Consider the following 17,897-nt stretch of genomic DNA (forward strand, 5'->3'; position numbering starts at 1 on the left):
ATTTATAAATAATCTCTTTGTCTGTCAGGAAATCACGTCCTGTTATTTACCTTCCGCATGAGAACTCGGGAGAGACATTCCGCTGGCTACCGGTTCCAGATTTCCCAAGCGGCAAATGCTTGAAGCAGCAGCATTTCCAGGCCGTTTTTGACAACAGCGCCTTGTGCTTCTCCTTTTTTCATGAAGAGGGTGACGTTCGGATTATATAACAAATCGTAGAGCAAATGGTTTGGAGTCAATAGCTCGTAGGGGATATTCGGGCAGAAATCTACTTTGGGAAACATACCTACGGGAGTACAGTTGACAATAACTGTATATTCGGCCATAATTTCAGGAGTCAGCTCCTCGTAAGTAAGCATTCCGTCCGCTTTGTGAGTACGCGAAACGAAAACACTTTCGATTCCCAGGTTTTTGAGTCCGTGGTAGACAGCTTTGGAAGCACCGCCGGTTCCCAGAATTAACGCTTTCTTGTGATGAGCCTGTAATAACGGTTGAATGGACTGGGTAAATCCTATGATGTCGGAGTTATAGCCGATCAGTTTAACTTTTCCTTTCTGTTGGCGGATAATCTTGATTACATTGACAGCACCTATTTTTGCGGTGTCCGGATCAAGCTCGTTCAAGAAGGGGATCACCTGCTCTTTGTAAGGGATAGTGACATTGAGACCTCGCAAATTGGGGTTCTCCTCGATAACTTCCATAAAATCATTGATTTGAGGAATCTCGAAGTTCACATATTCTGCGTTGATGCCTTCGGATTTGAACTTCTCGTTAAAGTATCCGATGGAGAATGAATGTCTTAGAGGGTAGCCGATTAAACCATATTTTTCCATAACACGAAAGAATTAAATTAACCATTCATAATAACTCATTATTTTGTCGCGGTGTAAAGCGTGCAGATACCAAATGTCAGCCGCCGGAAGTTTACTTCGCTGAATCCGGCTCGTGAGATGACACCTTTCATTATTTCTCCTTGCGGAAAGACTTTGATTGTGTCCGGCAGATAACGGTATGCGTTGTTGTCTTTGGAGAGAAGTTTGCCTAATAACGGAATGACGGCTTTGGAATAAATGGAAAATAATTGCTTCATCGGGAAACGGTCCGGAGTAGTCAGTTCCAGGATAACGAGATGTCCGCCCGGTTTCAGTACGCGGCACATTTCGGAGAGCCCTTTGTCGAGATCTTCGAAGTTGCGGATACCGAAGGCAACGGTAATAGCGTCAAAGTCATTATCGGCAAAAGAGAGTGAAGTACAGTCCTCCCGGGCAAAAGAAATTTTGTCCGAGAGTCCTTCCTTCTTTACTTTTTCACGACCCACGTTCATCATGCCTTCCGAGATGTCCGTGCCGATCAGTTCGGCAGGTTGCAGTTTGCGGCAGGCAAGGATAGCGAAATCCCCCGTACCGGTAGCCACATCCATCATACGTTGCGGATGGAAAGGACGGAGCCAGGCAATGGCTTTGCGACGCCAGCTGCGGTCGATACCTAAAGACAAGGTATGATTCAGCTTGTCGTAAGCATGTGCGATATTATCGAACATACGTTCCACCTGCTCGGTCTTTTTGCCTTCCTCGTTGTAAGGCTTGATATGTTGTTGTGGGTAGTCCATTCTTATTTTGTCAAGAAATCCATTACGTTCTTTTCGATACGTTCAGCGATGTTGCTGGTATCTTCTTTCACAAATTTCTCGCCGGTGATGTTTTCGAACAATTCGATGTAACGGTCGCTGATGCTTTGTACGATAGCCGGAGTCATTTCCGGTACTTTCTGACCGTCTTTACCCTGGAAGCCATTTTCCATTAACCATTCGCGGACGAATTCTTTGGAAAGTTGTTTCTGGGCCTCACCTTTTTCGAAACGCTCCTGATAACCTTCAGCGTAGAAATAACGGCTGGAGTCCGGAGTATGGATTTCGTCCATAAGGTAGATTGTGCCGTTGTGCTTGCCGAATTCGTATTTAGTATCTACAAGGATCAGTCCGCGTTCTGCTGCGATTTCAGTTCCGCGTTTGAAGAGAGCCAGCGTATATTTTTCGAGAATTTCGTATTCTTCGGGAGTAGCCAGTCCTTGTTTCAGGATTTCTTCTTTAGAGATGTCTTCGTCATGAAGTCCCATTTCTGCTTTCGTCGTCGGGGTAACGATCGGTTCCGGGAATTTTTGGTTCTCGCGCATTCCGTCCGGTAGTTTCACACCGCAAATTTCGCGTACGCCGCTTTTGTAAGCACGCCATGCGCTACCGCACAGATAACCGCGTACAATCATTTCTACCGGAAAACCTTCGCACAATACCCCAACGGTAACCATGGGGTCCGGAGTAGCCAGTTTCCAGTTCGGACAGATGTCAGTAGTGGCATCGAGGAATTTAGCTGCAATCTGGTTCAGCATTTGTCCTTTGTAAGGAATACCTTCAGGCAGTACTACGTCAAAAGCCGAAATACGGTCGGTTGCTACCATGACGAGTTTTTCGCCGTTGATGTTGTACACATCGCGCACTTTTCCGTGGTACACGCTTTTCTGTCCCGGAAAGTTGAAATCTGTTTTTGTTAATGCTTTCATTGTTTTATCTATAATTACAAATTACAAGTTCCAATTTATAAGTTGCAATAGGCTTCCGGATTTTGAGTCTATCAGTCTTTTGCCAGTTTCACCGGGCGTTCGCCGTTGATGACGAGTTGCTCGTTTTTCCGTTTCTCCCGTTCGGCTTTCGCTTCCTTGTCGAATCTCTCGTAAGCGTCTACGATGCGTTCCACTAACTTATGGCGCACAATATCTTTCTTGTTCAGCTCAACGAAACTGATGCCTTTTACCCCTTTCAGGATACGGAGTGCCTGTACCAATCCCGATGTTTGTGAGGCGGGAAGGTCGATCTGTGTCATATCTCCCGTCACAATCATTTTGGTATTCATCCCCATGCGGGTAAGGAACATTTTGATTTGTTGTGCAGTGGTATTTTGCGCTTCATCCAGGATCACGACTGCGTCATTCAGCGTGCGTCCGCGCATAAAGGCTAACGGAGCAATCTGTATAATGTTCAGCTCCATGTATTCCTTTAACTTGGTGGCGGGTATCATATCCTGCAATGCATCGTACAACGGTTGCAGATACGGGTCTATCTTATCTTTCATGTCACCGGGCAGGAAACCGAGTTTTTCGCCGGCTTCTACGGCGGGGCGGCTGAGGATGATTTTCTTGATTTCCTTATTCTTCAGTGCGCGTACGGCAAGGGCAATGGCGGTATATGTCTTTCCCGAACCGGCCGGGCCGATAGCGAATACCATATCATTCTTGGCGAAGCCTTCCACTAGTTTCAGTTGGTTCTCGCTCCGGGGAATGATCGGCTTTCCGGTGACGCTGAACACAATTACGTTTCCGTTCTGTTCTGCTTGCGGGGCATTCCCTTTGATGATGTCGATGATAACTTCTTCTTTTAGTGAATTATATTCGGCGCAGTATTTCTCCAGTTTGGTGATATTTTCTTCGAAGGCACACATTTCTTCCTCATCGCCCAGCACTTTGATGACATTGCCGCGTGCAACGATACGTAGCTTCGGATATAAAGCTTTTATTAACTGTATGTTAGCGTTGTTTACGCCATAAAAAATAACCGGATCAATATCCTCAAGGACAATCAGTTTCTCTATCATTCAATTGTATTAAAGAAAAATTTCTGCAAATTTAATGAAACGTTTTGGATTCTCTGATTGTTTGGGGATGAATTTTATTGCAATTATTCTACTATCCACTTTTCGATATTTCTTGTTTCGTTGCTGAAATTGACGCCTATCTTGAATATAGTTCGTTTGTCGGAAGCAAATGCTTGCGCATAATGCTTGTCATTGATTTGTCGGAGGGCCTCTTCGGCAGTTCCTTCCAGTTTGAATTCCATAATGTAGACGTAGTGATCGGTTTGCAGGACTAGGTCTATTCGTCCCTGTGAAGTATGATACTCGGCTTTTACATAGAAACCAATTAATTTGAAAACAATAAAAAGTACATTTTGGTAGTGCAGTTCCAGATCGCGTATCAATTCGTAGGGTGTATCGGCAAAGAAACTTTGCAGGCGACGGAAGAAAGCATTGCAATCACCATGTTCCACTTCATCAACAAACTGACGTATTTGGAAAGGAGATTCGATAACATCTATATTCGTATAGAACGGTAGCAAATATTTAATAAAACCTTCTTCTACTTCTCTATTGGGGAACCCTAGACGATAAATCCCAAAACGGTTGTCGAATCCTTTGATAGTAAGATAGCCGCTTTGGTAAATGACCGGAATGGGATTACGGGAAGTCGAATCAATGCTGTTCAGTACGTCGGCATCCGTTTCTTCATGTGTGATATGCTGAAGATTATAATTGGATTTCTTCAGTAATTCTACCAGATAGGTTGGAGTGCCGGTTTCGAACCAGTAGCTGCCGAACTTCATCTTGTAAAATGTGTTGAGCAGGCTGAATGGGTTATATATTCCTATGGAGTCTTCCACGAAATGGTAGCCGTCATAACATTCTTTCAGTTCGGTGCATACTTCTTCGTAAGTCATTTTCTGTTTATCTGCCAGGATATACAAGTCTTCTTCCATGTTATCGTGGATTTCTTTTTCTGTGATGCCGCAGAGTTCCACGTACTGTTCGTCCATAGAAATATCAATCAGGTTATTCAGGTCGCTGAATATACTAATCTTTCCAAACTTGGTAACGCCTGTCAGGAATCCGAGCTTGATACATCCGTCCTTGCTTTTTAATACACCATAGAAAGGCTTCAGTGTGTTTCGGAAATATTTCTGTAATTCTTCGTTTCCGATTGCTTGCAGCATGGGTTTGTCATATTCGTCCACAAGGATAACGACACGTTGCCCGGTCTGTTCGTAAGCACGTTGTATGATACCGGCAAAACGTAGAGAGAAAGAAACTTCCGATGGGCGTGTACCATATAGGCTTTCCCAGTGTTCCAGATTGTCATTGAGGATATGATCCAGACTTTCGGGCGTATCGTATTTCTCGATGTTTAAGTCCAGATGTAGTATCGGATGTTTTATCCAATCCTTTTCCAATTGTTCGATAGCCAATCCTTCAAAAAGCTCTTTCTTTCCCTGATAATAAGCCTCAAGGGTAGATATCAGCAGGCTTTTTCCAAAGCGACGCGGGCGGCTGAGAAAATAATAGCGGCCGGTCTTTACTAATTGATAAATAAGTCTGGTTTTATCTACATAAAGATAACCGTCTTTGCGGAGACTTTCAAAATTCTGTATGCCGATAGGATATAGCTTGCTCATAATCTGCTTTTTTTAGCGTTGGATTCGTACAAAGATAGCTGTTTTTCATCATAACGCAAAATTAACCTTGAGGTTTTATACTATTCCGGGCTAAGGCTTTGAATAATAATATTTACCGGGCAGTAATATGGAAACAACCCTGTTTCAGCTCATACTTGATGTAGCATTTTTCGGCTTGTCGCAAATCTCTCAGAACCTCGGACAGAACAAGTTTCAGGGTATCGGAGCCGACATCTTGTAAGGGTCTTCCATTCTCGTCCTCCACCTTCTTGAACCGTTTCCAGCTAACATCGAAAGTAGCTCCGAAGCAATGCGCCGAGTTGGCGGAAGCGTTCCCGTTTCTGCGACGCAGACGTTTCACGTCGCTTTGGGTACGCAATACGGAAGTGACAATTACCTGATTGGGATTTAATCCTTTGGCAGCAAGTGAATCGAGAAAATTAGAACCGATAGTGTCGAGTAGCGCACTTGCACGAGGGACGAGGTAGGGGATGGAATGGGTCAGCGAATCTACCACATAGAACTCATTATCAGTAATATGTGTCAACTTTTCTTTCATGCTTTCCGCTTCTTCCCGGTCCTCCAACGGACGGATACCAACAGCTTTTGCTACTTCCAGATGTTTGTCATTCAAATCGGGGAAAGAGCGTTTGTAGCTGACAACGCCACGAATATTGCGTGGTTCGTTTAGTCTGAGCGACATATCTTTCTTTTTGCAACCGGAAGTAAGCGTAAGCCCTGTAATTAGTAGGAAAATCGGTAAAATACGAAGTTTATGTATGGTCATTTTGTATTTTTTGCTTGCAAATATACACTATTTTGTTTTAGTTTACCAAATGGATTCTATTTGATTTTTTCGTTCCTCTACTATAAAGTTGAAAAAGTATGAAGGTATCTGCAACTATTCTGTTGCAGATACCTTCATACTTTTTCAAACTTATGGTAGAGAAGTTATGGTTGTTTCCTCTCTCTTTTAGTAGAGATTAGGGATTATTTCTTCTTTTCCTCTTTTTTCTCCTCAGTTTTTTCTTCCGTTTTGTTTTCCGGATGAATAATTCCCTTTACAGTTTCACCGATAGGCAGTTTATCCAATACACCGAGACTAGGCGCAACCGTTTTCACTAATGTATTCAGGAAGTTGCTTGTACTCCCGTTTCCTCCGTCGAATACAGTGATGTTTCCTAAGTTCATGTGTTCGAATGCCTTCACCTGTTCGCCGGCAATTTCCTTCCACTGGTCTACCATCTTGTATTGGATAGCGATAGCCGGATTTGATTCGGCTGCTCTTACCATTGCTTCGAAACCTTCTGCTTCGGCGAGCAATGACTTTTTCTTACCTTCCGCTTCTGCTTCCAATTTTAACTGGATCGCTCTGGCTTCCGCTTCCGCCTGTGCCAGAGTCGCTTTTGCGCGGGCCTCTGCTTCGCGGGTAATCTTCTCTGCGATAGCATTCGCCTGCAGGATAGCTTCTTGCCGGGCAATTTCGGCAGGAACAATTTTTTCTGCTTTCAGTGAAGATTCTACTTTTTTGGCTTTCGCTTCTTCTACTTCTTTCTGAGCAATTTCACGGGCAGCCTGTACGGCAGCTTCCGATCTGGCAGCAGCTTCACCGGCTTGTTTGTCAGCGTTGGCTTGTGTCACGGCTAGTTCGGAGTTTGAAAGAGCGACTTCCTTTTGTGCTTCATTTCGCCCGATAGCAGCCTTCTTACCGGCTTCCGCTTGTTTGATTTCCATGTCAGAGTTCAGTTCGGCGATGCGGCTTTCCTTTTCGGTATTTGCCTGTTCGATGCGGATGTTTTTCTCCGCTTCGGCTTTGGCAACCTGCGCTTCTTTCTCTGCGTTGGCAATCGCTACTTGGGAAATTCTGTCCTTGTCTGCATTGGCAACAGATATCTCCTGCAATTTCTTGGTTTCTGCAATGGCGATATCCTGGTCTTTGCGGGTTTCTGCAACCTTCGTTTCACGTTCCTTGATTTGAGTCGCGATTTTGATAGCACCGAGTTTTTCCTGTTCTTCGATATTAGCTTGTGCTTCGTTCTGGGCCTTGCTCTCGGCTTCCTTACCCAAGTTCACGATGTAGTTGGCAGCATCGCGGATATCGCTGATGTTGATATTCATCAGATACAAACCGAATTTGCGGAGTTCCGTGTCGATATTGTCTTTTACTTTAGAAAGGAATTTATCGCGGTCGGAGTTCAGTTCTTCGATTGTCATGTCGGCTATGACCAGACGCATCTGACCGTAAACGACATCTGTAATCAGATTCTGTTTGTCGTCCATGGTCAATCCCAGCATACGTTCGGCGGCGTTTTGCATGACTTCGGCATCGGTGCTGATAGCAACAGTGATTGTAGTCGGAACATCTACACGGATATTTTGTGCGGAAAGTGCGCCTGTCAGTTTGCAGTCGATCTGCATCGGCTTCATTGACAGAAATTCGTAGCCTTGGATAATCGGCCAGACGAATGCGGCACCACCGTGGTATAATTTAGCAGATTTCTTTTCTCCTCCCGTCTTACCATATACAACGAGGACTTCGTCACTCTTACATTTGCGGTAGCGTGAAAGGATACCGATGAAAGTGAGCAGGATAACCGCTACTAATATAGCGGCCATGATTAGCATTTCTTGTGTCATAAATTTGTGTATTTAGAATAATTATTGAATATACAATGTTCCGTCCTGATATCTGGTGATAACGGTACGGTCTCCGGTTTGATAAGCTTTTCCCGATTCGGAGATGACGTCTACTTCGCGCATTGCTCCGTCACGGTTGGTTTGTACAGTGTATTTGCTGTCGCTTTGTTTGAAATAGATGGTACATTCACGTCCCACAAGCTGGTCTGTCTGTTCCGTGCGGTTGACTTGTTGCAGTTGGTAGGCTTTCTTATACAGAAACCAGGCGGCAAAAACAAAGAATAACCCTACCAGAATACCGACAACGTAACTTTGGATTTCCGTGTTTCCCGCCAGATACATATACCAGCCGAATCCGATTCCGAAGTGGGTAAGTCCTTTAAAGGAAACCACACTGCTGATGTCGGTATCTACGTCTACATCTGCATCCAGATCTCCGAAAAAGATAGATAATACGAATTGGATGAGAAAGATTCCCGTTGTGACAAGAGCGATGATGAGAAAAAAGGTATGGCTCATAGTAATTCTGTATTAATATAAAGTCTCTAGTTATAATACCTCAAATATACGGGTTTATGGGAGATAAACAAAGATAATTCATAAAAAAAATCCCCACCCACTCAGCGCTACTTTCACAAGCTGCCTCTGAGTGGACTGAGGAACACAAACAAAACAAACAATTTCTGTGTAATTCTTTTATATCTAGTTATGAAGCTTATACTCTTTGACGGCTTCTATGCCGTAGGACAGTCGAGTATAAGCAGTGAGTCTTCACACAGCGTAACGGAGCATTTTTCCAGGACGTTGAGATCGATCTCTATTTTTATTCTACCGCAGACATCTTGCACTTTGTGTTTAAAGTCTACAAAACCCTTCACGAATTTCTCTATCCGGTTGGCTGAATGTTCGTATGCATACCAGTGCCCGTTTTCTTCAAACAGATACGCTTGGCGTATATCTGTTGATTCTAGTTGTAGGATGTCTTTCGGTGTCATAATATGGTGTATTAAATTAATGGGGAGTTACATATATCGCTCTGGCTCTTTTAGTGGCATTTCTGTCTTGAGTCGTTTTAAGAGTTTTCGTAGCGGAGTCCAGATAGTAAGTACTTTGTTTACTATTACTATCTACAGAACCGGTCCAGTAATCTTTATCAGTCCGAAGCGGTTGGAACGGATTATTTCCTGTATACTTAAAATTCATGATAGTTTTCATGGTCTCTGCATCTGGTAGACAATAGTCATCAGAAGTACTTGTCGGAGCTCCGTGTGGTAAATCGCGACCGGATTTCCTATAACAATATGTTTGAACCGGGGATGTTTCATTCTCTTTAAAGTACATGAACCATGTATTATAAAGTCCATGCTGGGTTGTACTTTCTCCGAAATTGAACGTTGTATTGAAATAAGGTTTAGATTGAGTAACTGTTCCACTCATATCATTATCCATATATCCCCAAGCTAAATTGTCTTCCTCTTCGAAACGTTCAACCCATACTTTATTGGCGATTTTTATAGGAGTCCATTGCTTCATGGTGACTGTCTGATGATCCTTCTTGTTTACTTTGGATGTAATTGTTAACGTAATTTCTCTTGATATGTCTTCTGATCCAGTGAAACCTGTCGCATTTAGAGCCCATGTTTGAACATAATACTCTATTCTTCCATTCTGACCGCATTCACCGTATTCAGTAGGTTCTACCCATCTACCTTCTGTCTCAGAGTAAAACTTAACCCATGACTGACCACTGGCTGGACCAGCACTGATTTTCCAATTGTCATCACCCACTACTTCTAAATACCCGTGTGTCGCATGGCAATCGAAATCAAAATCGTCTTTTACGAATCCCCAGTCTTTAATATTCATATCTATGCGCCAACTAAGATCTTCTTTGTTGACTATTAGATTTCCATCGGCATCTTCTTTCCCATCTTCATTAGCGCCACCATTGCCTTTTAAAGTTAGCGTAACTTGATAATAGTTGTTCCTTTTTATATTAAAGTCATTGTATGCATTGTTGCCCAATAGAAAACGATATGCGATAGTTCCTTGGACTCCTTTATTTGAATTTTGGGGGTCTTGATAATAATATTCAGCTTCAACTAAAATATATGAATACTTATTCCCATTGTTACCATCTAAGAACGATTGTAAATCAGCAGGCGTACTGCCTGTGTATTCTTTAGGATGTTTGTTTCTTTGGTCACCTATTGCGATGTTTTCATTGGTTCCTTGAAGATTTTCAAACATAAACATGGGGATAGTCCCCGGTTCTAGTTCATGTCCTCCTACAAATTCGGTTGTATTTGTTAGGGCTCCCCAACCTTCGGCATTTGCCAAGTCGATCGTTTGGCCTAATGAAACAAATCCATCCGAATGGCTTATTTTATTATCGTTTCCGATGAAACAAGATTTGGGGACATTGTGCAAACTCATTCTTTTTGGAGTGATTCTAACGCCATCTTTCAGTTCGCTGCCATCTATCTTTACTGAAAACATAGCAAGAGTACGCTTTAATGAAAGTGTCCCGTTTGTTAATTGTTTAGTGGAGCCGAACATCATACAATCGTTTGCTCGATTGGGCTGCCCGTCTGCAGCTGTTTGTTTTAATTGCTTGAGTGCATCAATGGTTTTTATCGTGATAGAATTGTTATAATTAGCAATTGCATATATTTCAGTAACTTGGTCGAAATCTCCTTCTTCTCCTCTGATCGTGATATACCTTTTATTGTCTCCTTCTTCGGGTCTCATTGGTAAAGAGTTTCTGGTCATGATAACACGGTCATCGTTGGGAGTCAAACCACTTTCATCAAAATAATAGATCTTAGTTATATCATTTCCACTAGCTAATACAATATTTAAATTATTAACAATAGAATAATCAACACGGTTACTTACCGCACGGGTGTTTGTAGCGATGCGTGTCTGCTCCGGTAGGCTTATTGTAAGTTGAATTTTATCAGTTTGGTTGGGACATTGTTTATAATTATCCTCTTCCAAACACGCTGTCAACACCATAGGAAGCATTGCTAATATGGACAACCAACTGTATATATCGTTTTTTCGTATCATGGCTAATGGGTTGTTTTGTTTTAAAACTTCTCTTACAAGTCAAAGTCGTTTAATTGGATAACCCAATCATTGATCTCGACGACTGTATTGATTAATGTTAGGTTTTCGTCTACAAAGACAAGCATACTATAGTTGTCTTCTCTGTCTAGGTATTCTTGTAACGGCATATCTGCGTATTTCTCTGTTCTCAACAGGTTAAGATACCCGATCAAATCTCCGGTTTTTAGGATATTTTTATTTGTTTTCGTATCTATGATACTTAATTCGGGATTTTTGTCCTTCATGAGTCGTGCTACGCTCAATTCTGCAATGACAGCAGGATATTCAGTGTCTACCACGTTGAATGCCCTAGTAGCAACTGTTTTTTGTTCAGTCATAAATGGTTTGTAAGTCAACATATCATCGTCCAATAGCGTATTGTCATAATTCATAAATCCGTTATCGTCGTATATATTGAATTTTAATTCGTTTTTATTGATAGCACGTGTGATTGTTGCATTTTCGTTTTGTTTTACTTGCACCAAAGCAATGCGTATATTGTTTGTGTTTTTTATTAAACTGACTTCTGTGAAGCGCTTTCTTCCACTACGGGTAGAGGGGCCTTTCTTTAATTCTCCGTGCCATAATGAGGAGAGTTCATGTTCTACAATAAACTTGTCTTTATCTCCTTCTGATCTACCCTGTTTAGTAGGGACTACCACACTGTTGCGTATCGTTTTGACGTTAAGGTCTGTAATATTAGCCTTGCCGGGAGTAAGCAAGGGAACAGCAAATGATTCATCGTCCAGTCCTGCCCATGCTATGAGGTGATATTTTTCGGGATCGATATCCATTGTCATGGCATATTCGCCTGTTGCCAACATGTCTCCTGATTCCGCTTTCATGGCTACGAGATTATTGTTGTCATCAAAAGCATAAAGCGTTATGTTTTTCACCTCTTGAGCGAACGCGTCCACATTTTTTATATTGTAGTCGTACTTGAATGTTACGCCGTATTCGATACTGCAATCGCCTTCATCGAAATCAAGTACGGAATCGCAAGCAGTCATTGTACCAACCAATGTTGTGAATAGCAATATCTTGTTTGCTTTTTTTTGTATGTCAGTTAATATGCTTATCATTGTTTCTGTTTTTATGCTTTTGGAACGCTTATGTTTTGTTTGATTAATCTTCTTTTGGTGAAGCGCGAGAGATGTAGAAATAGATAAGGGGGGAGAGGAGGAATCTCCTTCTCTCCCTCTTGCAACTTTTTATCTTTGGAAATTATTTGAATTCAAAATTATTTGTTTGAATAGTCCATGGTTCAACTTCAACTGAGAGTTTCAATGTTGCCAGCTTGGGTTCGTCTTTTGGTTCCGGTAATCCTAGCTTTGCTATGCCTGTAACTTTTAATTTATAAACGTTGTTACGAACAATCTCGGCTTTGCCATTACTTAGGATGTCTGCTTTGTAGTAGCATACACCTTCTTCATATTTTCTGACACCGTACTTACTCCAACAATCTGCAATAGAGGTCGTTGCTTCAATGTCTGTATATACTGCTTTTAATTCATTGATAGATTGGTACAATACATTGTCTCTGTCTACCCAGAATGTTTTGGCTTCATCATTGATAGTAGCTGTAGCTTTATATATCGCCATTGTGTGATTTTCTCCATAGTTTTCGAGACAGTATACGATAGAACCAAATTCTTCTTCGTTTTGAGTCGTTATACCAGTAATAGGCTTGTAAGCAAATGAACCTAATGTATATTCTTGGAACAAAGCTGGGGTGATGGCATTTGTCTGTGGGAATACATACGAAGTCGTTTGCAAATTAGCATATGAATAGTTGCTTATGGAAATTTCCACCTTGATAGCATTTCCAGCCGGATCTTTCATAGCTGTTCCTTCGCTGCTATTGGCAACATCAAAAGCATTATTGGTTGGAGTTGTTTCTTCCAGTTTAGCAGCTACTCGACTGACTTTTACTAAAGCAGGGACTTCTTGTTCTGCTACAAATTTAACTTTTGTCTTGCCGTCACTACTCATCAAGAAATTGTTTTTGCCAGTGATATCGTCGATTCCAGTGATTTCGCCAGCATTATATGTGGATGTGTTATAAATGCTGGTGAACCAGCCATCCCCGGTTAAAGCAGCTTCAATTGCAGATGTCGGGTTAAGCACAACATCTACAGTAGCATTTCCTGGCTGTACCGTGATTTTGTCTTTGGTATACAATACATTGGGAGTCGATTCTTCGAACTTAATTCTAGGAATAATGGTCACATCTTTTCCTCCGCTTTCATAACTAATAATAACAGTTGCGCTTTGGAAGTCCTGTTCTGCAGACAATCCAGTTTCTGTGGCGCGGGTTAAACTAGGAAATGCGATACCAAATTCCATAATCGCATTCTTTTCACTGGTTTGATTACCATTGTTTACGAATTCGTCATTCTCGTTGCTACAAGCTGTCATGGCAGCTACTGCTAGACTTGCTAATAATAAATTTCTAACTTTCATCTTTGTTTTGAGTTTAATGTGTGATGCTATAATTTTTTTCTTTTCTTTAGTTGCACACTACATATTATTAGTAGTTATGCTGATTTCTTTTTCTTTTTTGGGGGTAAGAGTCATCTAAAAGATGAGGAGCATTTGTTTTGTGAAAAACATCATTTCTTTTTCTGATCGGAAGCCCTTATATATTATAAGGTGAAATAACTAACTTCCAGTTGGAGGGATTTTGTTTGTTTCTTATAGGCAATGTTTCTTTTATTTGTTTATTACTAAATTTTTGTTTTGTTTGTTTTAAGGAATCTTTTTGTTCCTTATCGACATTGCAAAGTTATGGGAGAAATGTAAAACTGTTGATTGGTGTTTTTTTCAATTTTCAAGGTGAATTTTTCAATCTTTCAAATGTCACTTTTAGGGTGGGTGAATTAGTCATTTTGTGAATGATTTGTTGAGGAGATGAATATTATACCGCCTTTCCTTTTCTTTTTCCACTGTTTGTATTATATATTTTCTTCAACTTATTCTGCGCAATAGAATAAATTTTGCAACTATTTAGGCGGGATGGAATGATTTGTGTCTTTTTCATTCTGTTTTGAATGATTTATTGCTGCTGTTGTCGTGTTCATAGTAGACTGCGTTACGTGGAACAGGTGGATGATCTCATCGTTACAAGAATACTTTCTCACTTTAGTGAGAATTAATTCTTATCAAGGTGAGAATATTTTCTCATAGTGATGAGTATTTTTTTCTCACAACGGTGAGAATTGTTTGAGAATTTAATGAAGCGTATTTTGCTATGTATTAATTAAATAGCGAGTTTGTAACCGTGCTGGATAAGTTCGAATCTGTAGTAGCGGAGACTAATATTTCGGATAAGGCTACTTTGAAATAAATCCCTCAAATTGGCAAACTGAAATAATATATTAAATCCCCAGGAAAATAATGTGAGCGTTACTTGATAGATAAGAAAAAACGCACTGCCTTCTCAGGTGGTGCGTTTCTTGATTTGGGGTTAAAATTTTAATTATAAATCATAGGGGGAACAAATACTGTTTGTGTTATTGTTCTTGTTTATTCTAAGGGGTAATTTTGTTTCTTTTTTAATTCTTTCAAGTTGGCGTCTGCTTGCTTTATGAGACCGGCAGCTTTAGCTGCATTGAAATATTTTTCGGCTGTGTCTAAGTCTCCTTCTATCATAGCGATAATTCCTAGATTGTTCTGTGTCTCTGCGGCTTTTGGATTAGCTTTAGCCAGATATCTCTTAGCGGTTGTCATATCACCACCTTTTTGTATTTCCATTGCTCCGGCATTGAGGTTGGCGATTGGATCATCCGGAAACATTGTAGCGGCTACTTGGAAAGAATGGTTGAATTCTTCGCTTCCCGGTTCACAACTTTCTGCAATCCGGTAGATTTCCTGTAAACTCAATAATTGCGGGCGTTTATTAATTATCTCTTTAGACTCTTCAAGACTGAGACCGCGTACTGTATAATTGACCGTATAATCTGAATGACGGAGTGCAGGATAACATTCTGCCAATATATATTGGTATGTCTGAGGTCCAACCAGATTAGCGATATCGCGTTCCTTCTTATCAATGTTTATGCTTTCATCATCTATCAAGCGAAGAACTTCCTCCTTTTTCTCTATTGATGAAGCGGAAACAAATTTGCGGAAACCTTTCCAGTCCTCCGGGGTATATTCCGAAGTGATGAGCTTCTTATCGAAATTGTAATAACTGGTCACATAATCTACAAGAGCCTGGGTACGATTCTTTGCCAAACGGGTATTGTTGGCGTAGCTGCCTTCGGGTGAAGCGTAACCGTGAATCTTTATACCGGTAAGAGTTGTATATTTGTCGTTGCGCACGGTATCGATTGTTGCACGTATTTTTGCCAACTCACTTGTGTTACGACGATACTCCGGATAGATGATGATTTTGTTGACTGGGAAATCCAGAAATGCGCTTCCTTCTACTGCACGATATTTTATGTCTTCGGCTTTTGGAGTGATATAGGCTATGGAAGGTTTTACTTTCAGTGGTAAAATGTTCAACTGGGTGATTAATTCACCGCTGTTCTCCTCCAGGATGTCACAACAACCACATAGGTCTATATTCAGTTTCATGTTTGCATTGCGCATCCATGCTTCGAATGGCATTTGTACCAGATAGTTTATTTTTTGTTCCTGATGTTGTTTGCGACGTATAATGGTATAAGTGTTCTCGGGAGTCTTGTGGTTTCGTTGGTTGACAATGTCGCGTTTGCGTCCATACACTACAATAGAAGACAACACCTTGGTCTTTCCGTTTGCCTCAAGAAATGGAGTCAATGTGGCTACATTGTTGGATTCCAGTTTCAGGTTTTCTTTCAAGACAATGTCCAGATTGATAGTTAATACATTGTTATCTTCACTGCGTGTGATAGATTCTTTCTCTATACGCACTTGATCTTTATAGAGAGTCTGTGCTTTCCCGCCTAATATAGGCAGCAGGCAGAAGAATATGCATAATATCTTTTTCATATTTGTTTTGTTTTAAAATAAATAGATTAAACTGACGGCGGCTTTTGTAGGACCTACATAGTTCTTATGTCCTTCCTTGACTTTTTCACCGCACGTCTTGCATTCGAACTGCTCATACTTGACACGCGCGTAACCTATACCGATATTTCCTTCAAGATTCCAGTGCTTGCCCAGAATCCATTGATAACCGTAGGAAACGCCAAATCCGTAAAAGTGTCCTTTGAAACGGTGGTCTTTCAATTCGGGCCAGATGCCCCATGGCATATCAATGGCTGCTGCCTGATAAACGCCTCCATGAAGGTGTGCACCTACGAAATGACCGTTGAATTTATCACAGAACCAATATCGAAGTTCCGGTTGGAAGGCAAGCATCTTCATCATCTTCTGATCTTTGTATGTCCAAGGGTTGTAGTTGGCATACAAGTCCAGAGTTAGTTTCTTACTTAAACCGACTTCGGCTCCAAGATTGATAATTTTAAGCGCGTCCATTACGACATTGGTTTTTACTCCGACTACCTGACTATATAATAAGGTAGAAGCAAACAGGGTAACGAATAAAAATAAGATTCTTTTCTTTTTCATCGCATGATGGGTTTTGTTTGTTGATGTTACAAAAGTAGGCATAATGCAGATAGCTGTTGATTGGCAGATTCATCTTTCTTGCCTTTGTCTTCAATGGAAATTGATAAGTAGGGTGGTGAATAATTCATTCATGGGTGGTTGGTTATTCGTTGCTGTTAATTGGTGATTTTTATCCTTTGTGATGAATGATTTGCATATGAGTGGTGTTTTAATACTTGTAGAACTTAGTCAATCGCTTGAATAAGCTGTATTTCGTTCGTTAAAGAGTGGTAATTCATTCATTTTTCTTTTCAGAAAGTTTTCCTTATTGAATAAAATGCCTATGTTTGTAATGTACAAACGAACAAGGAAAGATAAATAAGACAACTTAAGTTTAAGATTCCCCTCCTAAGGAACATGAATAAATAAACAATTAAAAGTGTAAAAAGACCGCGAACTGATAAATAACGATTCGCAAGCAGATTAAATGAATAAGTAAAATTTAGGAGGAACTAATATGAAATCAATTAAATTCTTTTTCGCATGTGTATTGGCATTAACTTTTGTAGCATGTTCTAATGCTGAAAGTGACAGTTTTGAAGATAATACTTCAAACTTCGAATCCATGAAATCTTTATATGGTATTGAGTCGGCAGCTTACGATCAGAAAGCTGAGGAAATTCCTTTTGTTACTGCAGAGGAAATGGCAAGTGTACTGGAAGCGCTTCGTCAGAATGGTAATACTGTCCGTAACTGTGAATCGGAAACAACAGAAGGATTTTATGGTGATGCTACTGATAAGAAAGCGGTGAAAATGCTTGCCGAATATCAGGCTCGTACAAGAAGTGGCGCTTTCGTTGAGCAATTCGCATTATGTGTATCATTGAATTTTAATATAGATAAAGGTGCGGTATATTATATCGGTACTACTTACTCTTCTTCGACTGACTTATTCAGTTGGCAGGGATATGGCGCTTCTTTATCAACAACTGCCGACGGTAACAGTATCTTCAATTCGACTACTTATCTTTATTTCCGCGTAAGCGACCAGGGTAACTGTGTAGTAAAGGTACCGGTAGATTTCAAAGGTAGCTATAACTTTGCTGCCGGTCAAGGAACTTATAGCTTTACTCTGAAAGCTGCTAAATAATATCATAAGAATTTATTGCATTTAGGTATTAGTATAATATATATTACTAAGGAGTGTCTGTATGATATGATTCACTCCTTTGAATAAAAAAGAGGAACCAAGCAGCAAACAATATAATAATTGGAGATCGATTGCGTAATGAACAAAACAAACGGCAAAAGTCTTTCTATTTCAAAAGAATAGGAG

General features: G+C 40.7%; 15 protein-coding genes. 1 reads left to right on the forward strand and 14 read right to left on the reverse strand.

Annotation, left to right across the window (positions count from 1 at the left end; genetic code table 11):
• Positions 1-86: 86 nt before the first annotated feature.
• From CGC64_RS07365 to CGC64_RS07430, 14 genes are all read right to left on the reverse strand, one after another.
• Positions 87-833, reverse strand: a complete 747-nt coding sequence (locus CGC64_RS07365; RefSeq protein ID WP_005677306.1) for a shikimate dehydrogenase family protein — start codon at positions 831-833, stop codon at positions 87-89.
• Between the two features lie 38 nt (positions 834-871).
• Positions 872-1,609 carry a bifunctional demethylmenaquinone methyltransferase/2-methoxy-6-polyprenyl-1,4-benzoquinol methylase UbiE gene (gene ubiE, locus CGC64_RS07370; protein ID WP_005677307.1) on the reverse strand — a complete coding sequence of 246 codons (738 nt, stop codon included), beginning with the start codon at positions 1,607-1,609 and terminating at the stop codon, positions 872-874.
• Between the two features lie 2 nt (positions 1,610-1,611).
• Positions 1,612-2,556, reverse strand: a complete 945-nt coding sequence (locus CGC64_RS07375) for a phosphoribosylaminoimidazolesuccinocarboxamide synthase (protein ID WP_005677308.1) — start codon at positions 2,554-2,556, stop codon at positions 1,612-1,614.
• A gap of 71 nt (positions 2,557-2,627) precedes the next feature.
• Complete coding sequence (locus CGC64_RS07380) at positions 2,628-3,644, reverse strand: PhoH family protein (protein ID WP_005677309.1); 1,017 nt, start codon at positions 3,642-3,644, stop codon at positions 2,628-2,630.
• 83 nt (positions 3,645-3,727) lie between these two features.
• Positions 3,728-5,275 (reverse strand): ATP-binding protein, encoded by a 1,548-nt coding sequence (locus tag CGC64_RS07385; RefSeq protein WP_005677311.1) that lies wholly within the window; start codon positions 5,273-5,275, stop codon positions 3,728-3,730.
• A gap of 112 nt (positions 5,276-5,387) precedes the next feature.
• Positions 5,388-6,062 carry a DUF5715 family protein gene (locus CGC64_RS07390; RefSeq protein ID WP_005677312.1) on the reverse strand — a complete coding sequence of 225 codons (675 nt, stop codon included), beginning with the start codon at positions 6,060-6,062 and terminating at the stop codon, positions 5,388-5,390.
• Positions 6,063-6,265: 203 nt separating this feature from the next.
• Complete coding sequence (locus tag CGC64_RS07395) at positions 6,266-7,912, reverse strand: flotillin family protein (protein WP_005677313.1); 1,647 nt, start codon at positions 7,910-7,912, stop codon at positions 6,266-6,268.
• Between the two features lie 21 nt (positions 7,913-7,933).
• Complete coding sequence (locus CGC64_RS07400) at positions 7,934-8,431, reverse strand: hypothetical protein (RefSeq protein WP_005677314.1); 498 nt, start codon at positions 8,429-8,431, stop codon at positions 7,934-7,936.
• A gap of 215 nt (positions 8,432-8,646) precedes the next feature.
• Complete coding sequence (locus CGC64_RS07405) at positions 8,647-8,907, reverse strand: hypothetical protein (RefSeq protein WP_005677315.1); 261 nt, start codon at positions 8,905-8,907, stop codon at positions 8,647-8,649.
• A 16-nt stretch (positions 8,908-8,923) separates the two neighbouring features.
• Positions 8,924-10,984 carry a DUF4906 domain-containing protein gene (locus CGC64_RS07410; protein WP_005677316.1) on the reverse strand — a complete coding sequence of 687 codons (2,061 nt, stop codon included), beginning with the start codon at positions 10,982-10,984 and terminating at the stop codon, positions 8,924-8,926.
• A gap of 32 nt (positions 10,985-11,016) precedes the next feature.
• Complete coding sequence (locus tag CGC64_RS07415) at positions 11,017-12,105, reverse strand: FimB/Mfa2 family fimbrial subunit (protein WP_005677317.1); 1,089 nt, start codon at positions 12,103-12,105, stop codon at positions 11,017-11,019.
• Between the two features lie 142 nt (positions 12,106-12,247).
• Positions 12,248-13,486 carry an Mfa1 family fimbria major subunit gene (locus CGC64_RS07420; RefSeq protein ID WP_005677318.1) on the reverse strand — a complete coding sequence of 413 codons (1,239 nt, stop codon included), beginning with the start codon at positions 13,484-13,486 and terminating at the stop codon, positions 12,248-12,250.
• Between the two features lie 1,062 nt (positions 13,487-14,548).
• Positions 14,549-16,000 (reverse strand): DUF3868 domain-containing protein, encoded by a 1,452-nt coding sequence (locus tag CGC64_RS07425; protein WP_005677320.1) that lies wholly within the window; start codon positions 15,998-16,000, stop codon positions 14,549-14,551.
• Between the two features lie 12 nt (positions 16,001-16,012).
• Positions 16,013-16,582, reverse strand: coding sequence for a DUF3575 domain-containing protein (locus CGC64_RS07430; RefSeq protein ID WP_005677322.1), 570 nt, complete (start codon positions 16,580-16,582; stop codon positions 16,013-16,015).
• Between the two features lie 496 nt (positions 16,583-17,078).
• On the opposite strand from CGC64_RS07430, the gene CGC64_RS07435 reads away from it, so the two are divergent.
• Positions 17,079-17,711 (forward strand): DUF5033 domain-containing protein, encoded by a 633-nt coding sequence (locus CGC64_RS07435; protein ID WP_005677323.1) that lies wholly within the window; start codon positions 17,079-17,081, stop codon positions 17,709-17,711.
• Positions 17,712-17,897 lie beyond the last annotated feature (186 nt).

It is taken from the genome of Bacteroides caccae, assembly GCF_002222615.2.
Classification (GTDB): Bacteria; Bacteroidota; Bacteroidia; order Bacteroidales; family Bacteroidaceae; genus Bacteroides; species Bacteroides caccae.

What these genes read in the sequence shown, in the direction of transcription:
- CGC64_RS07365 (WP_005677306.1), bottom strand. Translation starts at nt 833, where the DNA reads ATGGAAAAATATGGTTTAATCGGCTACCCTCTAAGACATTCATTCTCC.
- ubiE (WP_005677307.1), bottom strand. Translation starts at nt 1,609, where the DNA reads ATGGACTACCCACAACAACATATCAAGCCTTACAACGAGGAAGGCAAA.
- CGC64_RS07375 (WP_005677308.1), bottom strand. Translation starts at nt 2,556, where the DNA reads ATGAAAGCATTAACAAAAACAGATTTCAACTTTCCGGGACAGAAAAGC.
- CGC64_RS07380 (WP_005677309.1), bottom strand. Translation starts at nt 3,644, where the DNA reads ATGATAGAGAAACTGATTGTCCTTGAGGATATTGATCCGGTTATTTTT.
- CGC64_RS07385 (WP_005677311.1), bottom strand. Translation starts at nt 5,275, where the DNA reads ATGAGCAAGCTATATCCTATCGGCATACAGAATTTTGAAAGTCTCCGC.
- CGC64_RS07390 (WP_005677312.1), bottom strand. Translation starts at nt 6,062, where the DNA reads ATGACCATACATAAACTTCGTATTTTACCGATTTTCCTACTAATTACA.
- CGC64_RS07395 (WP_005677313.1), bottom strand. Translation starts at nt 7,912, where the DNA reads ATGACACAAGAAATGCTAATCATGGCCGCTATATTAGTAGCGGTTATC.
- CGC64_RS07400 (WP_005677314.1), bottom strand. Translation starts at nt 8,431, where the DNA reads ATGAGCCATACCTTTTTTCTCATCATCGCTCTTGTCACAACGGGAATC.
- CGC64_RS07405 (WP_005677315.1), bottom strand. Translation starts at nt 8,907, where the DNA reads ATGACACCGAAAGACATCCTACAACTAGAATCAACAGATATACGCCAA.
- CGC64_RS07410 (WP_005677316.1), bottom strand. Translation starts at nt 10,984, where the DNA reads ATGATACGAAAAAACGATATATACAGTTGGTTGTCCATATTAGCAATG.
- CGC64_RS07415 (WP_005677317.1), bottom strand. Translation starts at nt 12,105, where the DNA reads ATGATAAGCATATTAACTGACATACAAAAAAAAGCAAACAAGATATTG.
- CGC64_RS07420 (WP_005677318.1), bottom strand. Translation starts at nt 13,486, where the DNA reads ATGAAAGTTAGAAATTTATTATTAGCAAGTCTAGCAGTAGCTGCCATG.
- CGC64_RS07425 (WP_005677320.1), bottom strand. Translation starts at nt 16,000, where the DNA reads ATGAAAAAGATATTATGCATATTCTTCTGCCTGCTGCCTATATTAGGC.
- CGC64_RS07430 (WP_005677322.1), bottom strand. Translation starts at nt 16,582, where the DNA reads ATGAAAAAGAAAAGAATCTTATTTTTATTCGTTACCCTGTTTGCTTCT.
- CGC64_RS07435 (WP_005677323.1), top strand. Translation starts at nt 17,079, where the DNA reads ATGAAATCAATTAAATTCTTTTTCGCATGTGTATTGGCATTAACTTTT.